This is a genomic window from Mucilaginibacter corticis (assembly GCF_007558865.1).
Taxonomy (GTDB): domain Bacteria; phylum Bacteroidota; class Bacteroidia; order Sphingobacteriales; family Sphingobacteriaceae; genus Mucilaginibacter; species Mucilaginibacter corticis.
In genome coordinates, this window is the sequence record NZ_VLPK01000001.1 from 1,888,617 (window position 1) to 1,904,432 (window position 15,816).

17 protein-coding genes and 1 pseudogene are annotated in these 15,816 nt (G+C 42.9%); 10 read left to right on the forward strand and 8 right to left on the reverse strand.

What is annotated here, in order from left to right; genetic code table 11:
* Positions 1-248: 248 nt before the first annotated feature.
* From FO440_RS08215 to FO440_RS08230, 4 genes are all read left to right on the forward strand, one after another.
* The gene (locus FO440_RS08215; protein ID WP_144247705.1) at positions 249-1,445 is read left to right on the forward strand and encodes a carboxypeptidase-like regulatory domain-containing protein; all 1,197 of its coding nucleotides are present in this window, start codon (positions 249-251) and stop codon (positions 1,443-1,445) included.
* Positions 1,446-1,482: 37 nt separating this feature from the next.
* On the forward strand, positions 1,483-2,598 hold the full coding sequence (locus FO440_RS08220; RefSeq protein WP_144247706.1) for a carboxypeptidase-like regulatory domain-containing protein: 1,116 nt from the start codon (positions 1,483-1,485) through the stop codon (positions 2,596-2,598).
* Positions 2,599-2,626: 28 nt separating this feature from the next.
* On the forward strand, positions 2,627-3,736 hold the full coding sequence (locus FO440_RS08225; RefSeq protein ID WP_144247707.1) for a carboxypeptidase-like regulatory domain-containing protein: 1,110 nt from the start codon (positions 2,627-2,629) through the stop codon (positions 3,734-3,736).
* A 107-nt stretch (positions 3,737-3,843) separates the two neighbouring features.
* Positions 3,844-4,977 carry a putative sensor domain DACNV-containing protein gene (locus tag FO440_RS08230; protein WP_144247708.1) on the forward strand — a complete coding sequence of 378 codons (1,134 nt, stop codon included), beginning with the start codon at positions 3,844-3,846 and terminating at the stop codon, positions 4,975-4,977.
* A gap of 11 nt (positions 4,978-4,988) precedes the next feature.
* On the opposite strand, the gene FO440_RS08235 is transcribed toward FO440_RS08230, so the two are convergent.
* Both FO440_RS08235 and FO440_RS24370 read right to left on the reverse strand, forming a co-directional pair.
* A complete protein-coding gene (locus FO440_RS08235; RefSeq protein ID WP_144247709.1) occupies positions 4,989-5,414 on the reverse strand; it encodes an SRPBCC family protein in 426 nt (141 codons plus the stop codon).
* Between the two features lie 24 nt (positions 5,415-5,438).
* Positions 5,439-5,612 carry a hypothetical protein gene (locus tag FO440_RS24370; protein WP_186292602.1) on the reverse strand — a complete coding sequence of 58 codons (174 nt, stop codon included), beginning with the start codon at positions 5,610-5,612 and terminating at the stop codon, positions 5,439-5,441.
* A 401-nt stretch (positions 5,613-6,013) separates the two neighbouring features.
* Here FO440_RS24370 and FO440_RS08240 point away from each other — a divergent pair, with 401 nt between their 5' ends.
* A complete protein-coding gene (locus tag FO440_RS08240; RefSeq protein ID WP_144247710.1) occupies positions 6,014-6,676 on the forward strand; it encodes an adenylate/guanylate cyclase domain-containing protein in 663 nt (220 codons plus the stop codon).
* Between the two features lie 451 nt (positions 6,677-7,127).
* On the opposite strand, the gene FO440_RS08245 is transcribed toward FO440_RS08240, so the two are convergent.
* Both FO440_RS08245 and FO440_RS08250 read right to left on the reverse strand, forming a co-directional pair.
* Positions 7,128-7,319 carry a hypothetical protein gene (locus FO440_RS08245; protein WP_144247711.1) on the reverse strand — a complete coding sequence of 64 codons (192 nt, stop codon included), beginning with the start codon at positions 7,317-7,319 and terminating at the stop codon, positions 7,128-7,130.
* Positions 7,320-7,380: 61 nt separating this feature from the next.
* On the reverse strand, positions 7,381-7,554 hold the full coding sequence (locus FO440_RS08250) for a DUF2158 domain-containing protein (protein ID WP_144247712.1): 174 nt from the start codon (positions 7,552-7,554) through the stop codon (positions 7,381-7,383).
* Between the two features lie 213 nt (positions 7,555-7,767).
* Between FO440_RS08250 and FO440_RS08255 the strand changes: the two genes are divergently transcribed.
* Positions 7,768-8,181: a response regulator gene (locus tag FO440_RS08255; protein WP_186292603.1), complete on the forward strand. Its 414-nt coding sequence runs from the start codon at positions 7,768-7,770 to the stop codon at positions 8,179-8,181.
* 47 nt (positions 8,182-8,228) lie between these two features.
* Here the strand turns inward: FO440_RS08255 and FO440_RS08260 are convergent, their stop codons facing one another.
* On the reverse strand, positions 8,229-8,435 hold the full coding sequence (locus FO440_RS08260) for a hypothetical protein (protein ID WP_144247714.1): 207 nt from the start codon (positions 8,433-8,435) through the stop codon (positions 8,229-8,231).
* A gap of 220 nt (positions 8,436-8,655) precedes the next feature.
* Here FO440_RS08260 and FO440_RS08265 point away from each other — a divergent pair, with 220 nt between their 5' ends.
* Positions 8,656-10,551, forward strand: a complete 1,896-nt coding sequence (locus FO440_RS08265) for a DNA topoisomerase IV subunit B (RefSeq protein WP_144247715.1) — start codon at positions 8,656-8,658, stop codon at positions 10,549-10,551.
* 225 nt (positions 10,552-10,776) lie between these two features.
* A complete protein-coding gene (locus tag FO440_RS08270; protein WP_144247716.1) occupies positions 10,777-11,262 on the forward strand; it encodes a cytidine deaminase in 486 nt (161 codons plus the stop codon).
* Positions 11,263-11,325: 63 nt separating this feature from the next.
* Here the strand turns inward: FO440_RS08270 and FO440_RS08275 are convergent, their stop codons facing one another.
* Positions 11,326-11,751 (reverse strand): SNARE domain-containing protein, encoded by a 426-nt coding sequence (locus FO440_RS08275; protein ID WP_144247717.1) that lies wholly within the window; start codon positions 11,749-11,751, stop codon positions 11,326-11,328.
* Positions 11,752-11,906: 155 nt separating this feature from the next.
* Here FO440_RS08275 and FO440_RS08280 point away from each other — a divergent pair, with 155 nt between their 5' ends.
* Positions 11,907-12,419: a YdeI/OmpD-associated family protein gene (locus FO440_RS08280; protein WP_144247718.1), complete on the forward strand. Its 513-nt coding sequence runs from the start codon at positions 11,907-11,909 to the stop codon at positions 12,417-12,419.
* Here the strand turns inward: FO440_RS08280 and FO440_RS25090 are convergent.
* Together FO440_RS25090 and FO440_RS08285 are read right to left on the reverse strand one after the other, a co-directional pair.
* Positions 12,414-12,497: pseudogene (locus FO440_RS25090) on the reverse strand (hypothetical protein); the annotation flags it as partial. The gene FO440_RS08280 and the pseudogene FO440_RS25090 overlap by 6 nt on opposite strands.
* Positions 12,498-12,537: 40 nt before the next feature.
* Positions 12,538-12,786: a hypothetical protein gene (locus tag FO440_RS08285; protein WP_144247719.1), complete on the reverse strand. Its 249-nt coding sequence runs from the start codon at positions 12,784-12,786 to the stop codon at positions 12,538-12,540.
* Positions 12,787-12,924: 138 nt separating this feature from the next.
* Between FO440_RS08285 and FO440_RS08290 the strand changes: the two genes are divergently transcribed.
* The gene (locus FO440_RS08290) at positions 12,925-15,723 is read left to right on the forward strand and encodes a DNA gyrase/topoisomerase IV subunit A (RefSeq protein WP_144247720.1); all 2,799 of its coding nucleotides are present in this window, start codon (positions 12,925-12,927) and stop codon (positions 15,721-15,723) included.
* Positions 15,724-15,816 lie beyond the last annotated feature (93 nt).

Sequence of the window (15,816 nt, forward strand, 5' to 3'; positions counted from 1 at the left end):
GCAGGGGCGATAGCGGATGCGCTGGAGTGTTTTTCAAATTTTCTGCAAAAATATTGCTTATATAATATAAATAACAATATTTTATTAAATATATTTCAATTTGTATTGTTTAAAATATATTATGGTATTTATTGTTTATGCTGACTAACGCCAGATTACTATATTCATGGACTACTCTTTACCCGGCACAAGTTATTTGCACTTAATTTAAAAACATGTACATTTAACTACCCTATCACACGCCTGTTATGAAACATCTTGCCTGCCGGTTGCTTTTTATTTTATTCGTTTTTTTAAGTGCCAACGTAATGGCGCAAGCGGGTTATACGCTTTCGGGCACGGTAACTGACGAGAATAATCAGCCAGTTAAAGGTACCACTGTATTTATCAGCGGTAGTCAGCAGATTACCTCTACCAACAAAGATGGTCAGTTTACATTTGGCAATATGGGCGCGGGTAATTATTTGGTCTCGACCAATATGTTGGGGTATGCCGCTTCGTCGCAGGATGTTACCATTTATGATAAATCTGTTGACATTACCATTAGTCTGAAAGTTAAACCTATTACATTAAAAGAGGTTAAAATAGGCAGCGATAAAAATTGGGCAAAACATTATGCGCTGTTTAAAGATCAATTTTTAGGCACATCGGCAGACGCAAAAAATTGTACCATATTAAACCCCGAGATCATCAACTTTAGTACGCAAAAAATACCTCGTAATATATTTGAGGCCGAAGATCATTTAATTTTAAAGGCTGATGCTGACGATTTTTTGATCATAGAAAATAAAAAACTGGGTTACCGAATAAAATACCTGCTCAAAACGTTCGAGCATAATTCAGCAAACCTCCATACTTTTTATGACGGCGACAATAGTTTTGAAGAAATGGACGGTACTGCTGATCAAAAAAAGGTGTGGGCTCAAAACCGTCTTGCAGCTTATAAAGGGTCGTTAATGCATTTTTTACGGGCGGTGTATGCCAATACCGTGTTAAAAGAAGGCTTTATTACCAATCAGCTGTTCAGAAGCAAAAATCAGTGGGACAAGCAAAATTATGTAGACCCTAACCCTGTAAGGTTCGACACTTTGGTAACTGTTATCAACAGCTCTCATGTGTCGTTTAAATTTAAGGCGATAAACATTGCTTACGATCCTAAAAAAGCGGCCCGCTTACTCAATCATGAAACGACCAAGGAAGAAAAACAGGAAGAAGCAAACGCCAGGTTATTCGGCAAGTCAAACAGCCAAACCAGCACCGTATTGGTTACCCAAACCAATAATAATTCGCAGTTATTGCTGTATTTAAAAGAGGCTGTGATTGATGCCAGGGGAAGCGTTTTTACAGGTTATATCAAAACCTTTTTGATCAGGGGCGAGTGGGCTAACAAACGTATAGGCGACCAACTGCCATTTGAATATCAGCCACCCAATAACACCAATTAAATTTATCATAATTTTAATTAATACGTTACAATCCCTGATGAAATATCTGCTTTTTATAACCGGTCTTTTTATAAGTATTAACTTATTTGCGCAGGGAAGTTACGCTGTTAGCGGAGCTATTGTTGACGAAACAGGATCGCCGGTAATACATGCCACAGTATTTATCAGCGGTACCGAAAAAACAACCGTGTCTGACGACAATGGAAAGTTTGAATTTAACGCTGTAGGCCCGGGTGCTTACCAGGTATCAACAATGATAATGGGATATTATCCGGATAAGCAAAACGTAATAGTTAAAACCGCGCCCATTGTTCTTAATATTCAACTCAAAGTAAAATCGATATTATTAAAAAATGTGGTGATAGGATCTGGCAGTAACTGGGACGGATTTTATAAAATTTTTAAAAGCCAGTTTTTAGGTACCTCAAAAAACGCCGAAGATTGCGAAATATTAAATCCCAAGGTATTAAGTTTCAACTTTAACCAAAAAACAGGCCTTTTGACAGCAGAGGCTGATGAATTTATGATCATACAAAATAAAAGCCTGGGTTATAAAATACGTTACCTGCTTAAAGACTTTCAATTTAATATTGCAAGTAATACGGCTATCTATGATGGTGATACCAATTTTGAACAACTGAATGGCAGCGTGGGGATGAAAAAAAATTGGGATAGAAACCGGCTTGAAACCTACAAAGGGTCGTTTATGCATTTTTTGCGCTCGGTTTACCGCAATACGGCATTAAAAGAAGGCTTTATAACTAATCGCATTTATAAAACTTATTTAAAGCCTGACAATTATTTGCCTATGATTTCTTTGGATGAGAATCCATTGAAGTTTGATACAGTCACGAGTGTTATTGACACCTCGTTTATCAGGCTAAATTGTAACCTAATCTATGTTACCTACGACCCCAAAAAGGCCAATGCGCTAAAAGTACATAGCGCTTCAACGTCTGCAAGAAAAGAGGTGGAAATGGATGACATTAAAAGCTCAGTAATAAAATTGACCTCGGCAGAAGCGATCATTGACAACAGGGGTAATTATACGGACTACCGTGCTTTCTTTATCCGTGGCAGCCTGGCTGCGAAACGAGTGGGCGACCAATTGCCGTTTGAATATCAACCACCGACAACGCCGATAAACCCTTAAATTGCTTTAGTAAACCTAATCCAGTCGAATGAGATACCTGCTTTTTATAGTCGCTGTTTTTTTAGGTAGTAAATCTTTTGCGCAATCGGGTTATTCGGTTAGTGGGTCTGTAGTTGATGAAAATAACAGGCCGCTTAATAACGCTACCGTTTTTATGAGCGGGTCACAGAAAATAACCATTACCAATGATTCAGGTAAATTTATTCTTAGCCGATTAAATACAGGTTCTTACCAGATGGTTATTAAACTAATGGGGTATACGCCTTTCTCTCAAAATATAATGGTCAGGCAAAACATTACCAATTTTAAAGTAAGCCTGAAAATCAATCCGTATCAAATTAATGAGGTCATTATTGGTGGCGATCGGGACAGGCCGGGAAAATATGATCTGTTTAAAGATAATTTTTTAGGCACTACAAAGAATGGCAGTCAGTGCAAAATTCTGAATCCTGAAATTATTAATTTAAAGAACAATCGTAAAAACGGGACATTAGAAGCAACCACCAATGACTTTTTGATAATTGAAAATAAGCAACTTGGGTACAGAATAAGGTACTTGTTAAAGGCCTTTGAATATCACTATAATAACAGGATAACAAATTACTATGGCGAGACAAGTTTTGAAGAAATGGACGGCCTTGATAAACTGAAAAAGGAATGGAAAAAAAATCGTTTGAAAGCTTATAAAGGCTCCCTGATGCATTTTTTAAGATCGGTATACGAAGGTAAAGACACGCCCGTTAAGGAAGGCTTTTTCGTCCGGCAGATCTACGACGAAATAGGCGACGGTAATCAAGGCCGACTTACACTTTTTACTATTGGTGTCGGCCCGGTCAAATTTGACAACCTTGTTTCTGTTATTGATACTTCATTTGTCGCGCTAAAATTTAATCGTGGTTTATATATAACTTATGATCCTCATATTGCTTTTAAAGTTAAGTTTACCGGCAATTACAACAATACCGATAAAATACAGGTAAAGTTTAGCTATGACGCGTCAGTTTTACAACTCCATTTAAACGATGCTGTAATTGACAGCAGAGGAAGTTTTACAAATTATCGTGCTTTTTTTATTCGCGGTGAATTAGGTGAAAAACGAGTGGGCGACCAACTGCCATTTGAATATCAACCAGACTAAGATTATCCTACAAATCTTAGTCAATTATTACTCTGCCGTGTTACGCCATTTAAAACTTTAAAGATACTTTTGAGTTAACAATGCAAGTGGCGATAAACGAAATTAATATGCTGTCAGAACCAACCTATATACCTGCACGTATGGTGGCTTGCACCATCGAGATGCATTTTGCCAAACACTTGGCAGCAGCACGTGCCCAGGGAACAACCAACCTTGCCGACGAACCGCAGTCGCCGGTTATTGAGGCTGTTATTGATGTGGCTTTTTGGGCAAGCCTGCGTAAAGAAGAAGGCCATTCGCCCAAAATATCCATCGCGATATTGCCGCCCGAACAAGCCACCCAGCCGCTGGTATTTGGCAACCGTTTGCGCTTAACCCCGCATAATTTGACCAAACTGGCACCCGCTGTTGAAAGCCCCGGCATACACCTGGGCGTGTGGTATGAAAACGACGAGCTTTATGTTTGGGGCACTACGCTAACCATCCCGGGTATTTGTTTTGTGTTGGAGGTTATTGAACCAGGGCTGCTAGTTATAAAGCACAGCCGAACAGACGGCTTTGGCAAATTTGTTAATATAGCCGTGTTAAAAGGCGACGAAATAAAAGTTATTGACGAGCAGAACACCGGCGATTTCCCGGCCCTGATGGACTCGCGGTTGTATATGCCTGCACCGTTTACAGACAACTCTGTGAATATCATGGTCGAGCTGGCTGCCTCTATGCGCAAGCATGGGCGTGGCGGTTTGGTGCTGATAGTCCCTGAAAATACTACGGCCTGGCAGGACTCCATTATCCACCCCATTAATTACCCCGTGGTACCCACCTTTAAGGGTGTAACCAAGCTGATTAAACAGAAGAAGTGCGACCATACAAAGGTCGACTGGCAGGAAGCGCTGTTGCGCGCCATAGATATTGTGGGCGGATTTACGGCAGTGGATGGCGCTACTATTATCGATCGTAATTACGAGCTGCTGGCGTTTGGCGCCAAGATAGCGCGGTCAGGCATCAGCTCGCCTGTAGACCAGATCATTACTACCGAACCTGTGGTTGATGGCTCCCCAACCCTGATGCACCCGGGGCAAAATGGAGGCACAAGGCATTTGGCAGCAGCACAGTTTGTGTATGATCAGCGCGACGCGATAGCCCTGGTGGCATCGCAGGATGGCAGGTTTACTATTTTTGCGTGGTCGCCTAAGTTAGAGATGGTGCACGCGCATAGGATAGATATACTGTTGCTGTAACCCGATATTGTTCACCTCTCCAAAAACTCCTTCAAACTGGTACCTGTAATATAGGTCCATCCTTTAGCGAAGCTTTCTTTAGCAAACGACGAGTTATCCGCAGGGAAGGTTTCAAGTCCGCTATGGGTTAGCCTTAACCTGGTCTTATCGCCCTCGTCAAACAGCTCGATACTTACCAGCGAGTCGCCGGGGTATTCAAGGTAACGCCAGGTGTACGATAGCTTTTTAAGTGGTATCACTTCCTGCACAATACACTCATGCCAAAAAGTTACGCCTTTATCCGTGCCGCTAAACCTGAAGGTGAAACCAACCTCGGCTTTAAAGTCATCCAGCATGAAATACCATTCCTTTAATTGGTTGTTGTCGGTTAGCGCTTGCCATACCTGGCTTACAGGTACATTGTAGGTTTGCTCAATTACAAAAGGTTGTGTACTCATATTGGTAATGGTTGTGATGGTTGTTCAGCTCGCCCGTTTCATCCTGGTGCTGCCATGCACAAAATGCCCGTCAGTGAAACCAATGACTGACATCATGTTCATTCCCGTTGTGAAATAGATTGTTCCTTTAGGGCTAACACAGTATTTGCTTTTGGGGATAACCGGGTGCTCGTTTGGTTTTGTATTGTCTTTTGTCATTTATAGATAGGGGGTTAATTTGATATATAAACGAAGCACCACGATAGATGTTTTGATGTATGTAACTAAATAGCTAAAATGATATTCCCGCGGGGACTCACCCGGTCTTTGCTTCGCTCGACCACCCTCTCTTTCGCAAGCGATAAAGAGGGTTAATTGTTTAGGCTTTTTACCCTCTTTCCGCCGAAGGCGAAGAGAGGGTCGGCCAGCGTAGCGCAGTCGGGGTGAGTCGGCGGCGCGCATTCACCGCCCCAAAACCACCCTTTACCGACCATCCCCATACCCCAGCCAATTTACCATAGCCGCCTTGCCCTGTGGGCGCTACTTTTACGGCGTCATTTAAAAGCGGCATTTATTTGCATTTGCTTAAAATGTTTTAAAAGGCTAATCGTCTAACTATTATGGAAAACAACTACCTTACCCTCAACACCACCGCCGCGCTGCCCGACAGGGAGCAGGATCTGGCTATCCTTTTCCTGGACATCCGCAACTTTACCGGCCTGATGGAGCAGCAGCCCGAGCAGACCGTTATTGAGGTGGTGCGCCGTTTGTTTACGGCCTTTAACCAGGTGATCAAGAAGTTTGAGGGTAAGGTGGTGGAGATTGCCGGCGACAGCATGTATGCCGTGTTTGGCTTGCAGGCGGGTTTAAAGGAGTCGGTGAATAATGCTTACCAGGCGGCTAAGGTAATGCTGCGCACCGTGACCTTGTTTAACGAGGCGCACGACGTTCCGTTTGATGGCGGCCCGCTCGAGATCGGTGTGGGCCTGCATGCGGGCCGCGTTTTCGTGGGCGAGTTTGGGTTGGACAACGCGCCCCAGCTATCTGTTATGGGCCTGCCCGTAAACATAGCCTCAAGGCTGCAGGCCAAAACCAAGGAACTGAATAACGACCTCATCCTGTCAGAAGATGCATGGCAACTGCTCACCGGCGAACACGGCGTAATGCAGCACCAAACCGTAAAGCTACAAGGCATAAGCCACCACCAGCAAGTGCGCCTGGCCGGCAAACCCTACAATGACCATGCCCCCGAACTTGATTACCTGCTGGCTATATCAGGATAAGGTTTCTGAATGCCAGCCAAAGCCCACTAAACATACAAGGGCCGGCCTATACGATTCCCCTCTTGAGAGGGGTGTAGGGGTGTGTCCTGCCGCTTGGTTAACACACCCCTGCCGATGCGCTGCCCACCGCGCCCCCTCTCAAGAGGGGAGCTTTATGTGAGGGGTAGGAATGTAACTGTACCAGGTGTACCAAACTGAATGTGTGCCGGTGATACACTTTGGTACACCGTTTTTTTTAATTGATTGACAGTTAGTAAATTGATTTTATAAAACTGACCTCATGATACAGTTTGGCACACTTTTTTTGATTTTTTGCTAAGTTTTAGGGTTGTGTTTAGTGACGTAATGGTGTCACCATTTTTTAATGAATGTTTATTATGGTGTACGCAAGCAGAATGCTGTATTATAAGGATGTTTGCTCTGTTGCTAAACTTTGATAAGTGAGGGGATATCAATCTTTAATCGAATAAACCGCGTCGATAAGCTCTCTTAATAACTCATTATTTTCATCAAGCGATTGTTTAATACCTCTAATCGCTTTTCCCAAAGTATCTATTTCGTTTTTCACATCGTAAATATCAGACGTGTTGCTTTTTATATCTTCTAAAACTTCTAATAAAGCATTTAATTGATTCGTTTCCATTTAAATTATTTTTATCAATGATTATTCAAGTTAAATATAATAAGGAATAATTTCCCTATCATCAAAAGGCTAAGGTTAAAGTGATAGAAGGAAATACTTCATCTTTTAAAATTTCTTCTTTTGTAAAATAATAACACTTAGCATATGTGTCATCATTATAAAGTTCATAAATTGTCATAATCGGACCGCCGGATTTTAAAAGAACGACATCGCCTTTTTTTAATTTAGTTTCCATATTTTATTTATTGTTATTTTTACTTGTTTTTATTAAGCAGCTAAATTAGGTCGGGTAAATCCCCAATGTATCGGATAAATACCATGTGGCATTTCTTTGAACGGCCAATAATGCTCTTTTAAGTAAAATTCATATCCATAGCGAGATTAAACAATGGTACACTTATTGCCACAACGTTTGGCTATTAGGCATATATTACCCCTGATTTTATTAATGGTAACTTTAAGAAAACAAACTTTACTTGTGCTGGATGACGATGATGTGTTTCACCGGATCATGACGTTGGCTAACAAGCCGCAATTTTTTAAAAATATCTGCCACTTTAATGAGGTGGATGTAGTGATAGCGTACCTTAAAAATAACAGGAACAATCATTTTAAATTACCCGATGTGATGTTTATAGATCTGGGGATGCCGGGTAAAGACGGCTGGAGTTTCCTGGATGCCTATGCCGAAATATATGGATCTTTATCAAAGCGTATAAAAGTTTACATTGTAACGGTGTCTGTCAGGAAGGTGGATCATGAAAGGTTATCCGGCTATCCGTTTATCGAGCAGTTAATTACCAAACCCATTTCGATGGATAAATTTAGAGCCCTTGCCCGCCTTAACGATTTAGCCGCATAGATAAACTAATACGCCGCATCATTGCAGCCGGCAGGGAATTAAATAGGTTAAGCCGCCTTAACCAGCTTTAAAGAATAAAGCCAGGCGATGGATGAGGCCACGAACATCGGCACTAAATACAGCAGAGCAGCTGCGCCGATAAAATGGTTGGCAAAAAGCTGCATGAGCCTAAAGAAAGTGTAAAAGGTAAAAAAGCCCGATACACTCATCAAAAAGTAAGAAATTGTTTCGCGTCGTAGTATAAATGCTTTCATAGTATGCTCTTTTAACAACGTAATCAACCTTTGGTTTTAAAGTTAGCAAAAAAAATTAAAAATTTTTCGCAAAATGGCAATGGTGCTGAATGCTATATCAAATTTTAAGCGCCTAATGTTAATAAGTTAGCAGATTTGGGTTAGGAGTTGCGCCGCTAAACTTTATTTTTGCCATAATGAGGCTTCCTGTCTCCCCCGTACAAATAACACACGTTTAAAAATGGCAGAACCAGTAAATTATAGTGAAGATAGTATCCGGTCGCTCGACTGGAAAGAGCATATCCGCCTGCGCCCCGGCATGTACATTGGCAAGCTGGGCGATGGGTCGGCTTATGATGATGGGATATATGTATTACTGAAAGAAATTGTAGATAACTCGATAGATGAGTTTGTAATGGGCTCGGGCAAAACCATCGAGATCAACATCAGCGACCACAAGGTTGCCGTGCGCGATTATGGCCGCGGGATCCCCCTGGGTAAGGTGATTGATTGCGTATCAAAAATAAACACGGGCGGTAAGTATGACAGCAAGGCCTTCCAGAAATCGGTAGGTTTGAACGGGGTGGGTACCAAGGCGGTTAACGCGCTGTCGACATCGTTCACGGTACAATCATACCGCGACGGCCGCACCAAAATTGCCGAGTTTGAAAAAGGCGAACTGATACGCGACGAACCTGAAAAAGAAACTTCGCAGCGTAACGGTACGGCCATTAACTTTTTCCCTGACGATAGCATTTTCCGCCATTATCGCTTTATCCCCGAGTTTGTGGAGAACATGATCTGGAATTATGTTTACCTTAATTCGGGCCTTACCGTAAACTTTAACGGGCAAAAATATTTCTCTGAACGCGGCCTGTATGACCTGCTTACCAAGCGTACGGATGTAGAGACGCTGCGTTACCCCATCATCCACTTAAAGGGTGATGACATAGAAATAGCCATGACCCATGGCCAGCAATACGGCGAAGAATACTACTCGTTCGTTAACGGGCAGAACACAACGCAGGGCGGTACCCACCAGGCGGCCTTTCGCGAAGCGGTAGTAAAAACCATCCGCGAGTTTTATAAAAAGGAGTTCGACGCGTCGGACGTTCGCGCGTCTATTGTGTCGGCTATCGCGATAAAAGTACAAGAGCCGGTGTTCGAGTCGCAGACAAAAACTAAGTTGGGGTCGCAAAATGTGGGGCCGGAAGGGCCTACCGTGCGCACGTTTATCAGTGATTTTGTAAAACGCGAGCTGGATAATTACCTGCATAAAAACCCGGCAACTGCCGATGCGCTGTTGAAACGCATTATGCAGTCTGAACGTGAGCGTAAAGACATTGCCGGCATTAAAAAACTGGCTAATGAGCGTGCCAAAAAAGCATCGTTACATAACCGTAAACTGCGCGACTGCAAGCTGCATTTTGATGATACCCACGAGCGTAAGCAGGATACCACGCTGTTTATTACCGAGGGTGACTCGGCCAGCGGGTCGATCACCAAATCGCGCGATGTGATGACGCAGGCGGTATTTAGTCTAAAGGGTAAGCCGCTAAACTGTTTCGGCCTTACCAAAAAAGTGGTGTATGAAAACGAGGAATTTAACCTGCTGCAACACGCGCTGAACATTGAGGACGGCCTTGACGCCCTGCGCTACAACAACATTGTAATAGCTACCGATGCCGATGTGGACGGTATGCACATCCGCCTGCTGCTGATGACCTTTTTCCTGCAGTTCTTCCCAGACCTGGTGAAAGCCGGGCACGTATTTATATTGCAGACACCGCTGTTCCGCGTGCGTAACAAAAAAGAAACCATTTACTGCTACAGCGACGAAGAGCGTAAAAACGCCATTGCCAAATTAGGCGTAAAGCCCGAGATCACCCGCTTTAAAGGCCTGGGCGAGATTTCGCCCGACGAGTTTGGCTTGTTCATAGGTAAAGACATACGCCTTGATCCGGTGATACTAAAAGATGCCAATATTAAAGGCCTGTTAGAATACTTTATGGGTAAAAATACCCCTGCAAGGCAACAGCACATTATTGGTAACCTAAGGATTGAAAAAGACGACGAAACCGTAAACCCAACCATAGTCGCGGATGCGGAAACGGAAGAGTTGCCGATAGCGGTGTAGTTATTTACTAACGTCATTGCGAACGAGGAACGAGTGTGGCAATCTCTACACGATAGGAATCGGTAACCTGTCGTGTAGAGATTGCCACGCTACGCTCGCAATGACGCTTTTTTATTTAAGATTTTATCTTTATCTTGTTTCCCCGCTCTTTAAAAAGGAGCGGGGATTTGTTTTTTTATAAACTTAAAAAGAACCCTCTCCTTTGGAGAGGGCAGGGTGAGGTAAATGACTAACCACGAAATAAAAATAGCTTTCAAAGAATATACTTCTGTAGCAGAGCTGGATAATAGTGACCGGGAACTGTGTGCCGCGGCGGTAGAGGCGATGAAAAATTCGCATTCGCCTTATTCAAAATTCAGGGTGGGGGCGGCGCTGCGGTTGCAAAGCGGTAAGATCATACAGGGCAGCAACCAGGAGAATGTAGCCTATCCGTCAGGCTTATGTGCCGAGCGGGTGGCATTATTTCACTGGGGCTCAAACCACCCGGATGATCCGATCATCAGCATGGCGGTTACCGCGCATACGGACGAGTTTGAACTTAAAAGGCCGGTAACCTCATGCGGCTCATGCCTGCAGGTATTGGCCGAGTATGAGAAAAAGCAACAACAAGCTGTAAAGGTTATCCTGTTTACCGACAAGAGCCCGGTTTGGGTTGCCAACGGTATTGAAAGCTTTTTGCCGTTCCTGTTTTTTGAGGATAGGTTATCATAAAAAAGAAAAGGGCTCCCCGCTTACGAGAGCCCTTAACCAATAAATAAACAAACTAAACTAAAATTAAGATTGTGTTTCGATCTTAGTGATCTTAAAATCGGCATGGTTCAATGCAATGGTTACCATGTTGGTACGTTCATAACCATCATATTTCATAGTTATTTTTACTACCATGCCATTGTCGGTTTCATCCTGGGTATAAGTAGTATAAGTGCAGCCTTGCTCAATGTTTTCTGATGCTTTAAATGATTCAAGGATCTGTGCCTTGTCAAGGTTGAATTCTTTTTCGCCGCGGTGCATGATCAATTTTACGTTTTTGTCGAGGATGTTTTCAAGGCCATCTATTTTGCCATGAACCAAAGCGTTTACGTAGATATTTAATACATCGTTTTTAGATAAGACAGCTGCTGCCGGTTTAACTGAGGCGTTAGTAACGGTACTAACAACTACTAATGCTAACCCAAGCATGATTGATTTAAGAGTTTTCATAATATGGTATTTAAGGTTATTAATTAATTTTTATATCTATAAGACATCCGTACTATCCCAAACGTTACACAGAAAAAACAATTTATTGCCGATTTAACCGAAATTTAACATTTGCCCTATTTTTACAGTGGCGTTAATTGGCTGATATTTATAGCATGATAGAGTTTAAAACCATCATATTGCAATTTGGCGAGCAGGGCGAAAAAACCGGCTGGAGATATATTGAGATCCCGGTTGATCTTGCACAGCAATTGAAACCCGGTAATAAGCAATCTTTCAGGGTGCGCGGGATGCTTGACAATTTTGCAATAGCAGGTTTCGCCTTAATGCCTATGGGCGATGGTGGATTTATAATGGCTTTAAAAGCCGATGTGCGTAAGAGCATTCGCAAGGAAGCAGGCGCAATGCTAACCGTAAAACTGGAAGAAGATAAGGACTATAAAGTAGAGATCCCCGCCGACCTGCAGGAATGTTTTGATTTTGATCCCGAAGCGCTCGTGCAATTTAATACCTTGCCCATGTCGCATCGTAACTATTTCATTAAATGGATAGAAAGCGCCAAGACAAATGAAACCCGCGCAAAACGCATTGTCAACACGGTAAATGCCATGTTGCGTAAGTGGACTTATAATGTGATGATCAGGGAGATGAAGAAGGAAAATTTATAGTATTGGATCAATTGTAACCACAATTCTAAACCCATCAGGATCAATTAGGGTAACACCATTAGCTGCCCAATAGGGGTTTTTGCAGGTACCTGTTTAATATTATTAGCTAAAGCTTTCGCTATAATGATAGCGTATTCTTTTTCATCAACATAAAAACTAAAAGATCGTCTTCATCGGCATGATGGTCGGCATTGTTGGCCGATGTGGTAAACTCCAAATGCCATTCCGAATTTTTGCCGCCTATAAACACACCGTCATAGCCTGCATGATCTGTAAAACTGCCAATAACATCGAGGCCTAAAACAGTGGTATAAAAACTGATTAAAGGTTTTAAGTTGGATGTATGGCGGGCTACTCTTAGTTTCATTAATGTTATAATTTGTGATAGTAAATATGCCCAATTTAAGTTAAGAACGGATAGAATGTTTATAAAATCTGCACATCAAACCCCGCGCACTTCTGTACATTTCCCTATCTTTATCCATCCAAAAATATTTTTTTAATAATGAGTGAAAATCTAAACGATCCCGATAGCTATCGGGACGAGATACCTGATAATAATGATGAAAAAATACATAACGTTACCTCACTCGACGGATTGTATGAAAACTGGTTTCTTGATTACGCGTCGTATGTAATACTTGACCGTGCCGTTCCGCATATTAATGACGGATTGAAACCGGTACAGCGGCGTATCCTGCATTCGCTAAAGGAGATGGACGACGGTCGTTTCAATAAAGCGGCCAACGTTATTGGTAATACCATGAAATACCACCCGCATGGCGACGCTTCTATAGGCGATGCCATGGTGCAGATAGGCCAGAAAAACTTGCTGATAGACTGCCAGGGTAACTGGGGCGACCCGGTAACCGGCGACTCTGCAGCGGCGCCGCGTTACATTGAGGCACGCTTATCTAAATTTGCTTTAGAAGTTGTTTTTAACCCGGATACTACCATATGGCAGGCCAGTTATGATGGCCGTAATAAAGAGCCTATTACGCTGCCCGTAAAGTTCCCGCTGTTGCTGGCGCAGGGTGCCGAGGGTATAGCCGTAGGTTTGGCCACCAAGATTTTACCGCACAATTTCATCGAGTTGCTTGATGCGTCTGTAGCGGTATTAAGGGGGCAAACGCCAAACCTGGTGCCTGATTTCCCTACGGGTGGAATGGCAGATGTGTCGGGCTATAACGATGGTCAGCGGGGCGGGCGTGTCCGTGTGCGTGCCAAGATCGTGGAGACCGATAAAAAAACGCTCACCATTACAGAGATTCCTTTTACCACCACTACGGGCAGTTTGAAAGACAGCATTATAGCTGCCAATGAAAAGGGTAAGATCAAAATAAAAAAGATAGACGATAATACCGCGCAAAACGTAGAACTGGTTATTCACCTGGCGCCGGGTATCTCGCCTGATGTGACCATTGACGCGCTGTATGCCTTTACCGATTGCGAAGTTGCCATATCGCCAAATACCTGCGTAATACAGGATGACAAGCCGCGCTTTATGAGCGTGAACGATATGCTTACCGAAAGCACCGAATTCACCAAAGAGCTGCTTAAACAGGAGCTGCAGATCAAGCTGAAGGAATTGATGGAAAAAATATTTTTTAGCTCGCTGCTTAAAATATTTATCCAGGAGGGGATGTATAAAAACCCGGATTACGAAACATCAGGAACGTTTGATGAAGTGCTGGTTGTTTTGGGCCGTTTGTTCGAGCCATTCTTGTCGCTGTTTTATCGCCCTATACTGGCTGAGGATTACCGCAAGCTGATAGACAAGCCGATGAGCAGTATCACCCGGTTTGACTTCAAGAAAACAGACGAGCAGATCAAGAACCTGGAGAACGAGATAAAGACGGTTAAAAACCACTTGAAACACCTGGTTGATTATACCATCGATTGGTTTGAAAGACTGAAAGAGAAATATGGCAAAGGACGCGAACGTAAAACCGAGCTGCGCACTTTTGATAAGGTAGAAGCATCGCAGGTTGCACTGGCAAATGCTAAACTTTACGTTAACAAAGTAGATGGTTTTATAGGTACTGGTTTAAAACGTGATGACGCGGTTACTTTTGTAGGCGACTGCTCGGATATCGACGAGATCATCGTATTCCGTGAGGACGGGCGTTGCATTGTCACCAAGGTGCAGGACAAAGTATTTGTGGGTAAAGAGATCATTCACGTGGCGGTATTTAAAAAGAACGACGAGCGGACGATCTATAACATGATCTACAAAGACGGGCAGAGCGGCGTAAGTTATATTAAGCGTTTTGCGGTTACCGGTGTTACCCGCGATAAAGAATATGATCTGACCAAGGGCAGCAAAGGTTCAAAAGTGCTTTACTTCTCTGCCAACCCTAACGGCGAGGCCGAGGTGGTAAATGTGCAGCTAAAGCCTCACCAAAAGCTAAAAAAACTGCAGTTTGATGAGGACTTTGCACAGCTAGCTATAAAAGGCCGCGCATCTATGGGTAACATCATTACCAAGTACCCGGTTAAAAAGATCATTTTAAAATCTAAAGGCATCTCCACACTTGCCGGGCGTAAGATCTGGTATGACGATATTTTAAAACGCCTTAATGTTGATGGCAGGGGTAAGTTTTTAGGCGAATTTGATGGTGACGACCGCATCCTGACTGTTTTCCCGAATGGAATTTACGAGTTAACCAGCTTTGACCTGAATAACCATTTTGATGATAAAATGGTGATCATAGAAAAATACAACCCCGAAAAGGTTTATTCGGTTGTGCACTATGATGGTAAATCAAAAAATTACCTGGTGAAACGCTTCGTGTTTGAAAACACGGCGATAGGCAAACAAACCAGTATCATCAGCGATGAAGGCGGTTCAAAAATGATCGTGATATCGGGCGCGTCGCAGGCTGTAGTGAAGGTGGATCAACTAAAGGGTGCAACCAAAACACCTGAAACGGTTGAACTTAACCTGGCCGACCTGATCGATGTAAAAGGGATGAAAGCCATGGGCAATCGTTTATCTGTGCACGTGGTGCAAAGTGTGGTTTTAGAGGCCGAACACGATGATGAAGAGGATGTACCAGATCCGGAACCGGATTCGGTTGCTGATACAGAGATTTTGATCACGCCCGAAGATAAAACGGTAACCGATGAAACTCTGCAAGCAGAAGAATCAGTAGAGTCAGCCGAAGAAGAAGTACAATCCTCTTCAAAACCGGATGAATCTCAAATAAAATCAGTGGAATCTCCACCAAAGAAGATTGATTTTGAGATCACCAACCCGGATGATATCGATATGGACGATAAAGGTCAGCTGGGATTATTTTAACAGGAACACAAGACTTACGAAGTTTCAAAAACTTCGTAAGTCTTACACATTCGGTTATCAAAAATTAACGATATTCATTGCGCTATTTTGCTA

What these genes read in the sequence shown, in the direction of transcription:
- FO440_RS08230 (WP_144247708.1), top strand. Translation starts at nt 3,844, where the DNA reads ATGCTGTCAGAACCAACCTATATACCTGCACGTATGGTGGCTTGCACC.
- FO440_RS08280 (WP_144247718.1), top strand. Translation starts at nt 11,907, where the DNA reads ATGATAGAGTTTAAAACCATCATATTGCAATTTGGCGAGCAGGGCGAA.
- FO440_RS08235 (WP_144247709.1), bottom strand. Translation starts at nt 5,414, where the DNA reads ATGAGTACACAACCTTTTGTAATTGAGCAAACCTACAATGTACCTGTA.
- FO440_RS08285 (WP_144247719.1), bottom strand. Translation starts at nt 12,786, where the DNA reads ATGAAACTAAGAGTAGCCCGCCATACATCCAACTTAAAACCTTTAATC.
- FO440_RS08275 (WP_144247717.1), bottom strand. Translation starts at nt 11,751, where the DNA reads ATGAAAACTCTTAAATCAATCATGCTTGGGTTAGCATTAGTAGTTGTT.
- FO440_RS08215 (WP_144247705.1), top strand. Translation starts at nt 249, where the DNA reads ATGAAACATCTTGCCTGCCGGTTGCTTTTTATTTTATTCGTTTTTTTA.
- FO440_RS08270 (WP_144247716.1), top strand. Translation starts at nt 10,777, where the DNA reads ATGACTAACCACGAAATAAAAATAGCTTTCAAAGAATATACTTCTGTA.
- FO440_RS08250 (WP_144247712.1), bottom strand. Translation starts at nt 7,554, where the DNA reads ATGGAAACTAAATTAAAAAAAGGCGATGTCGTTCTTTTAAAATCCGGC.
- FO440_RS24370 (WP_186292602.1), bottom strand. Translation starts at nt 5,612, where the DNA reads ATGACAAAAGACAATACAAAACCAAACGAGCACCCGGTTATCCCCAAA.
- FO440_RS08290 (WP_144247720.1), top strand. Translation starts at nt 12,925, where the DNA reads ATGAGTGAAAATCTAAACGATCCCGATAGCTATCGGGACGAGATACCT.
- FO440_RS08225 (WP_144247707.1), top strand. Translation starts at nt 2,627, where the DNA reads ATGAGATACCTGCTTTTTATAGTCGCTGTTTTTTTAGGTAGTAAATCT.
- FO440_RS08220 (WP_144247706.1), top strand. Translation starts at nt 1,483, where the DNA reads ATGAAATATCTGCTTTTTATAACCGGTCTTTTTATAAGTATTAACTTA.
- FO440_RS08255 (WP_186292603.1), top strand. Translation starts at nt 7,768, where the DNA reads ATGGTAACTTTAAGAAAACAAACTTTACTTGTGCTGGATGACGATGAT.
- FO440_RS08245 (WP_144247711.1), bottom strand. Translation starts at nt 7,319, where the DNA reads ATGGAAACGAATCAATTAAATGCTTTATTAGAAGTTTTAGAAGATATA.
- FO440_RS08260 (WP_144247714.1), bottom strand. Translation starts at nt 8,435, where the DNA reads ATGAAAGCATTTATACTACGACGCGAAACAATTTCTTACTTTTTGATG.
- FO440_RS08240 (WP_144247710.1), top strand. Translation starts at nt 6,014, where the DNA reads ATGGAAAACAACTACCTTACCCTCAACACCACCGCCGCGCTGCCCGAC.
- FO440_RS08265 (WP_144247715.1), top strand. Translation starts at nt 8,656, where the DNA reads ATGGCAGAACCAGTAAATTATAGTGAAGATAGTATCCGGTCGCTCGAC.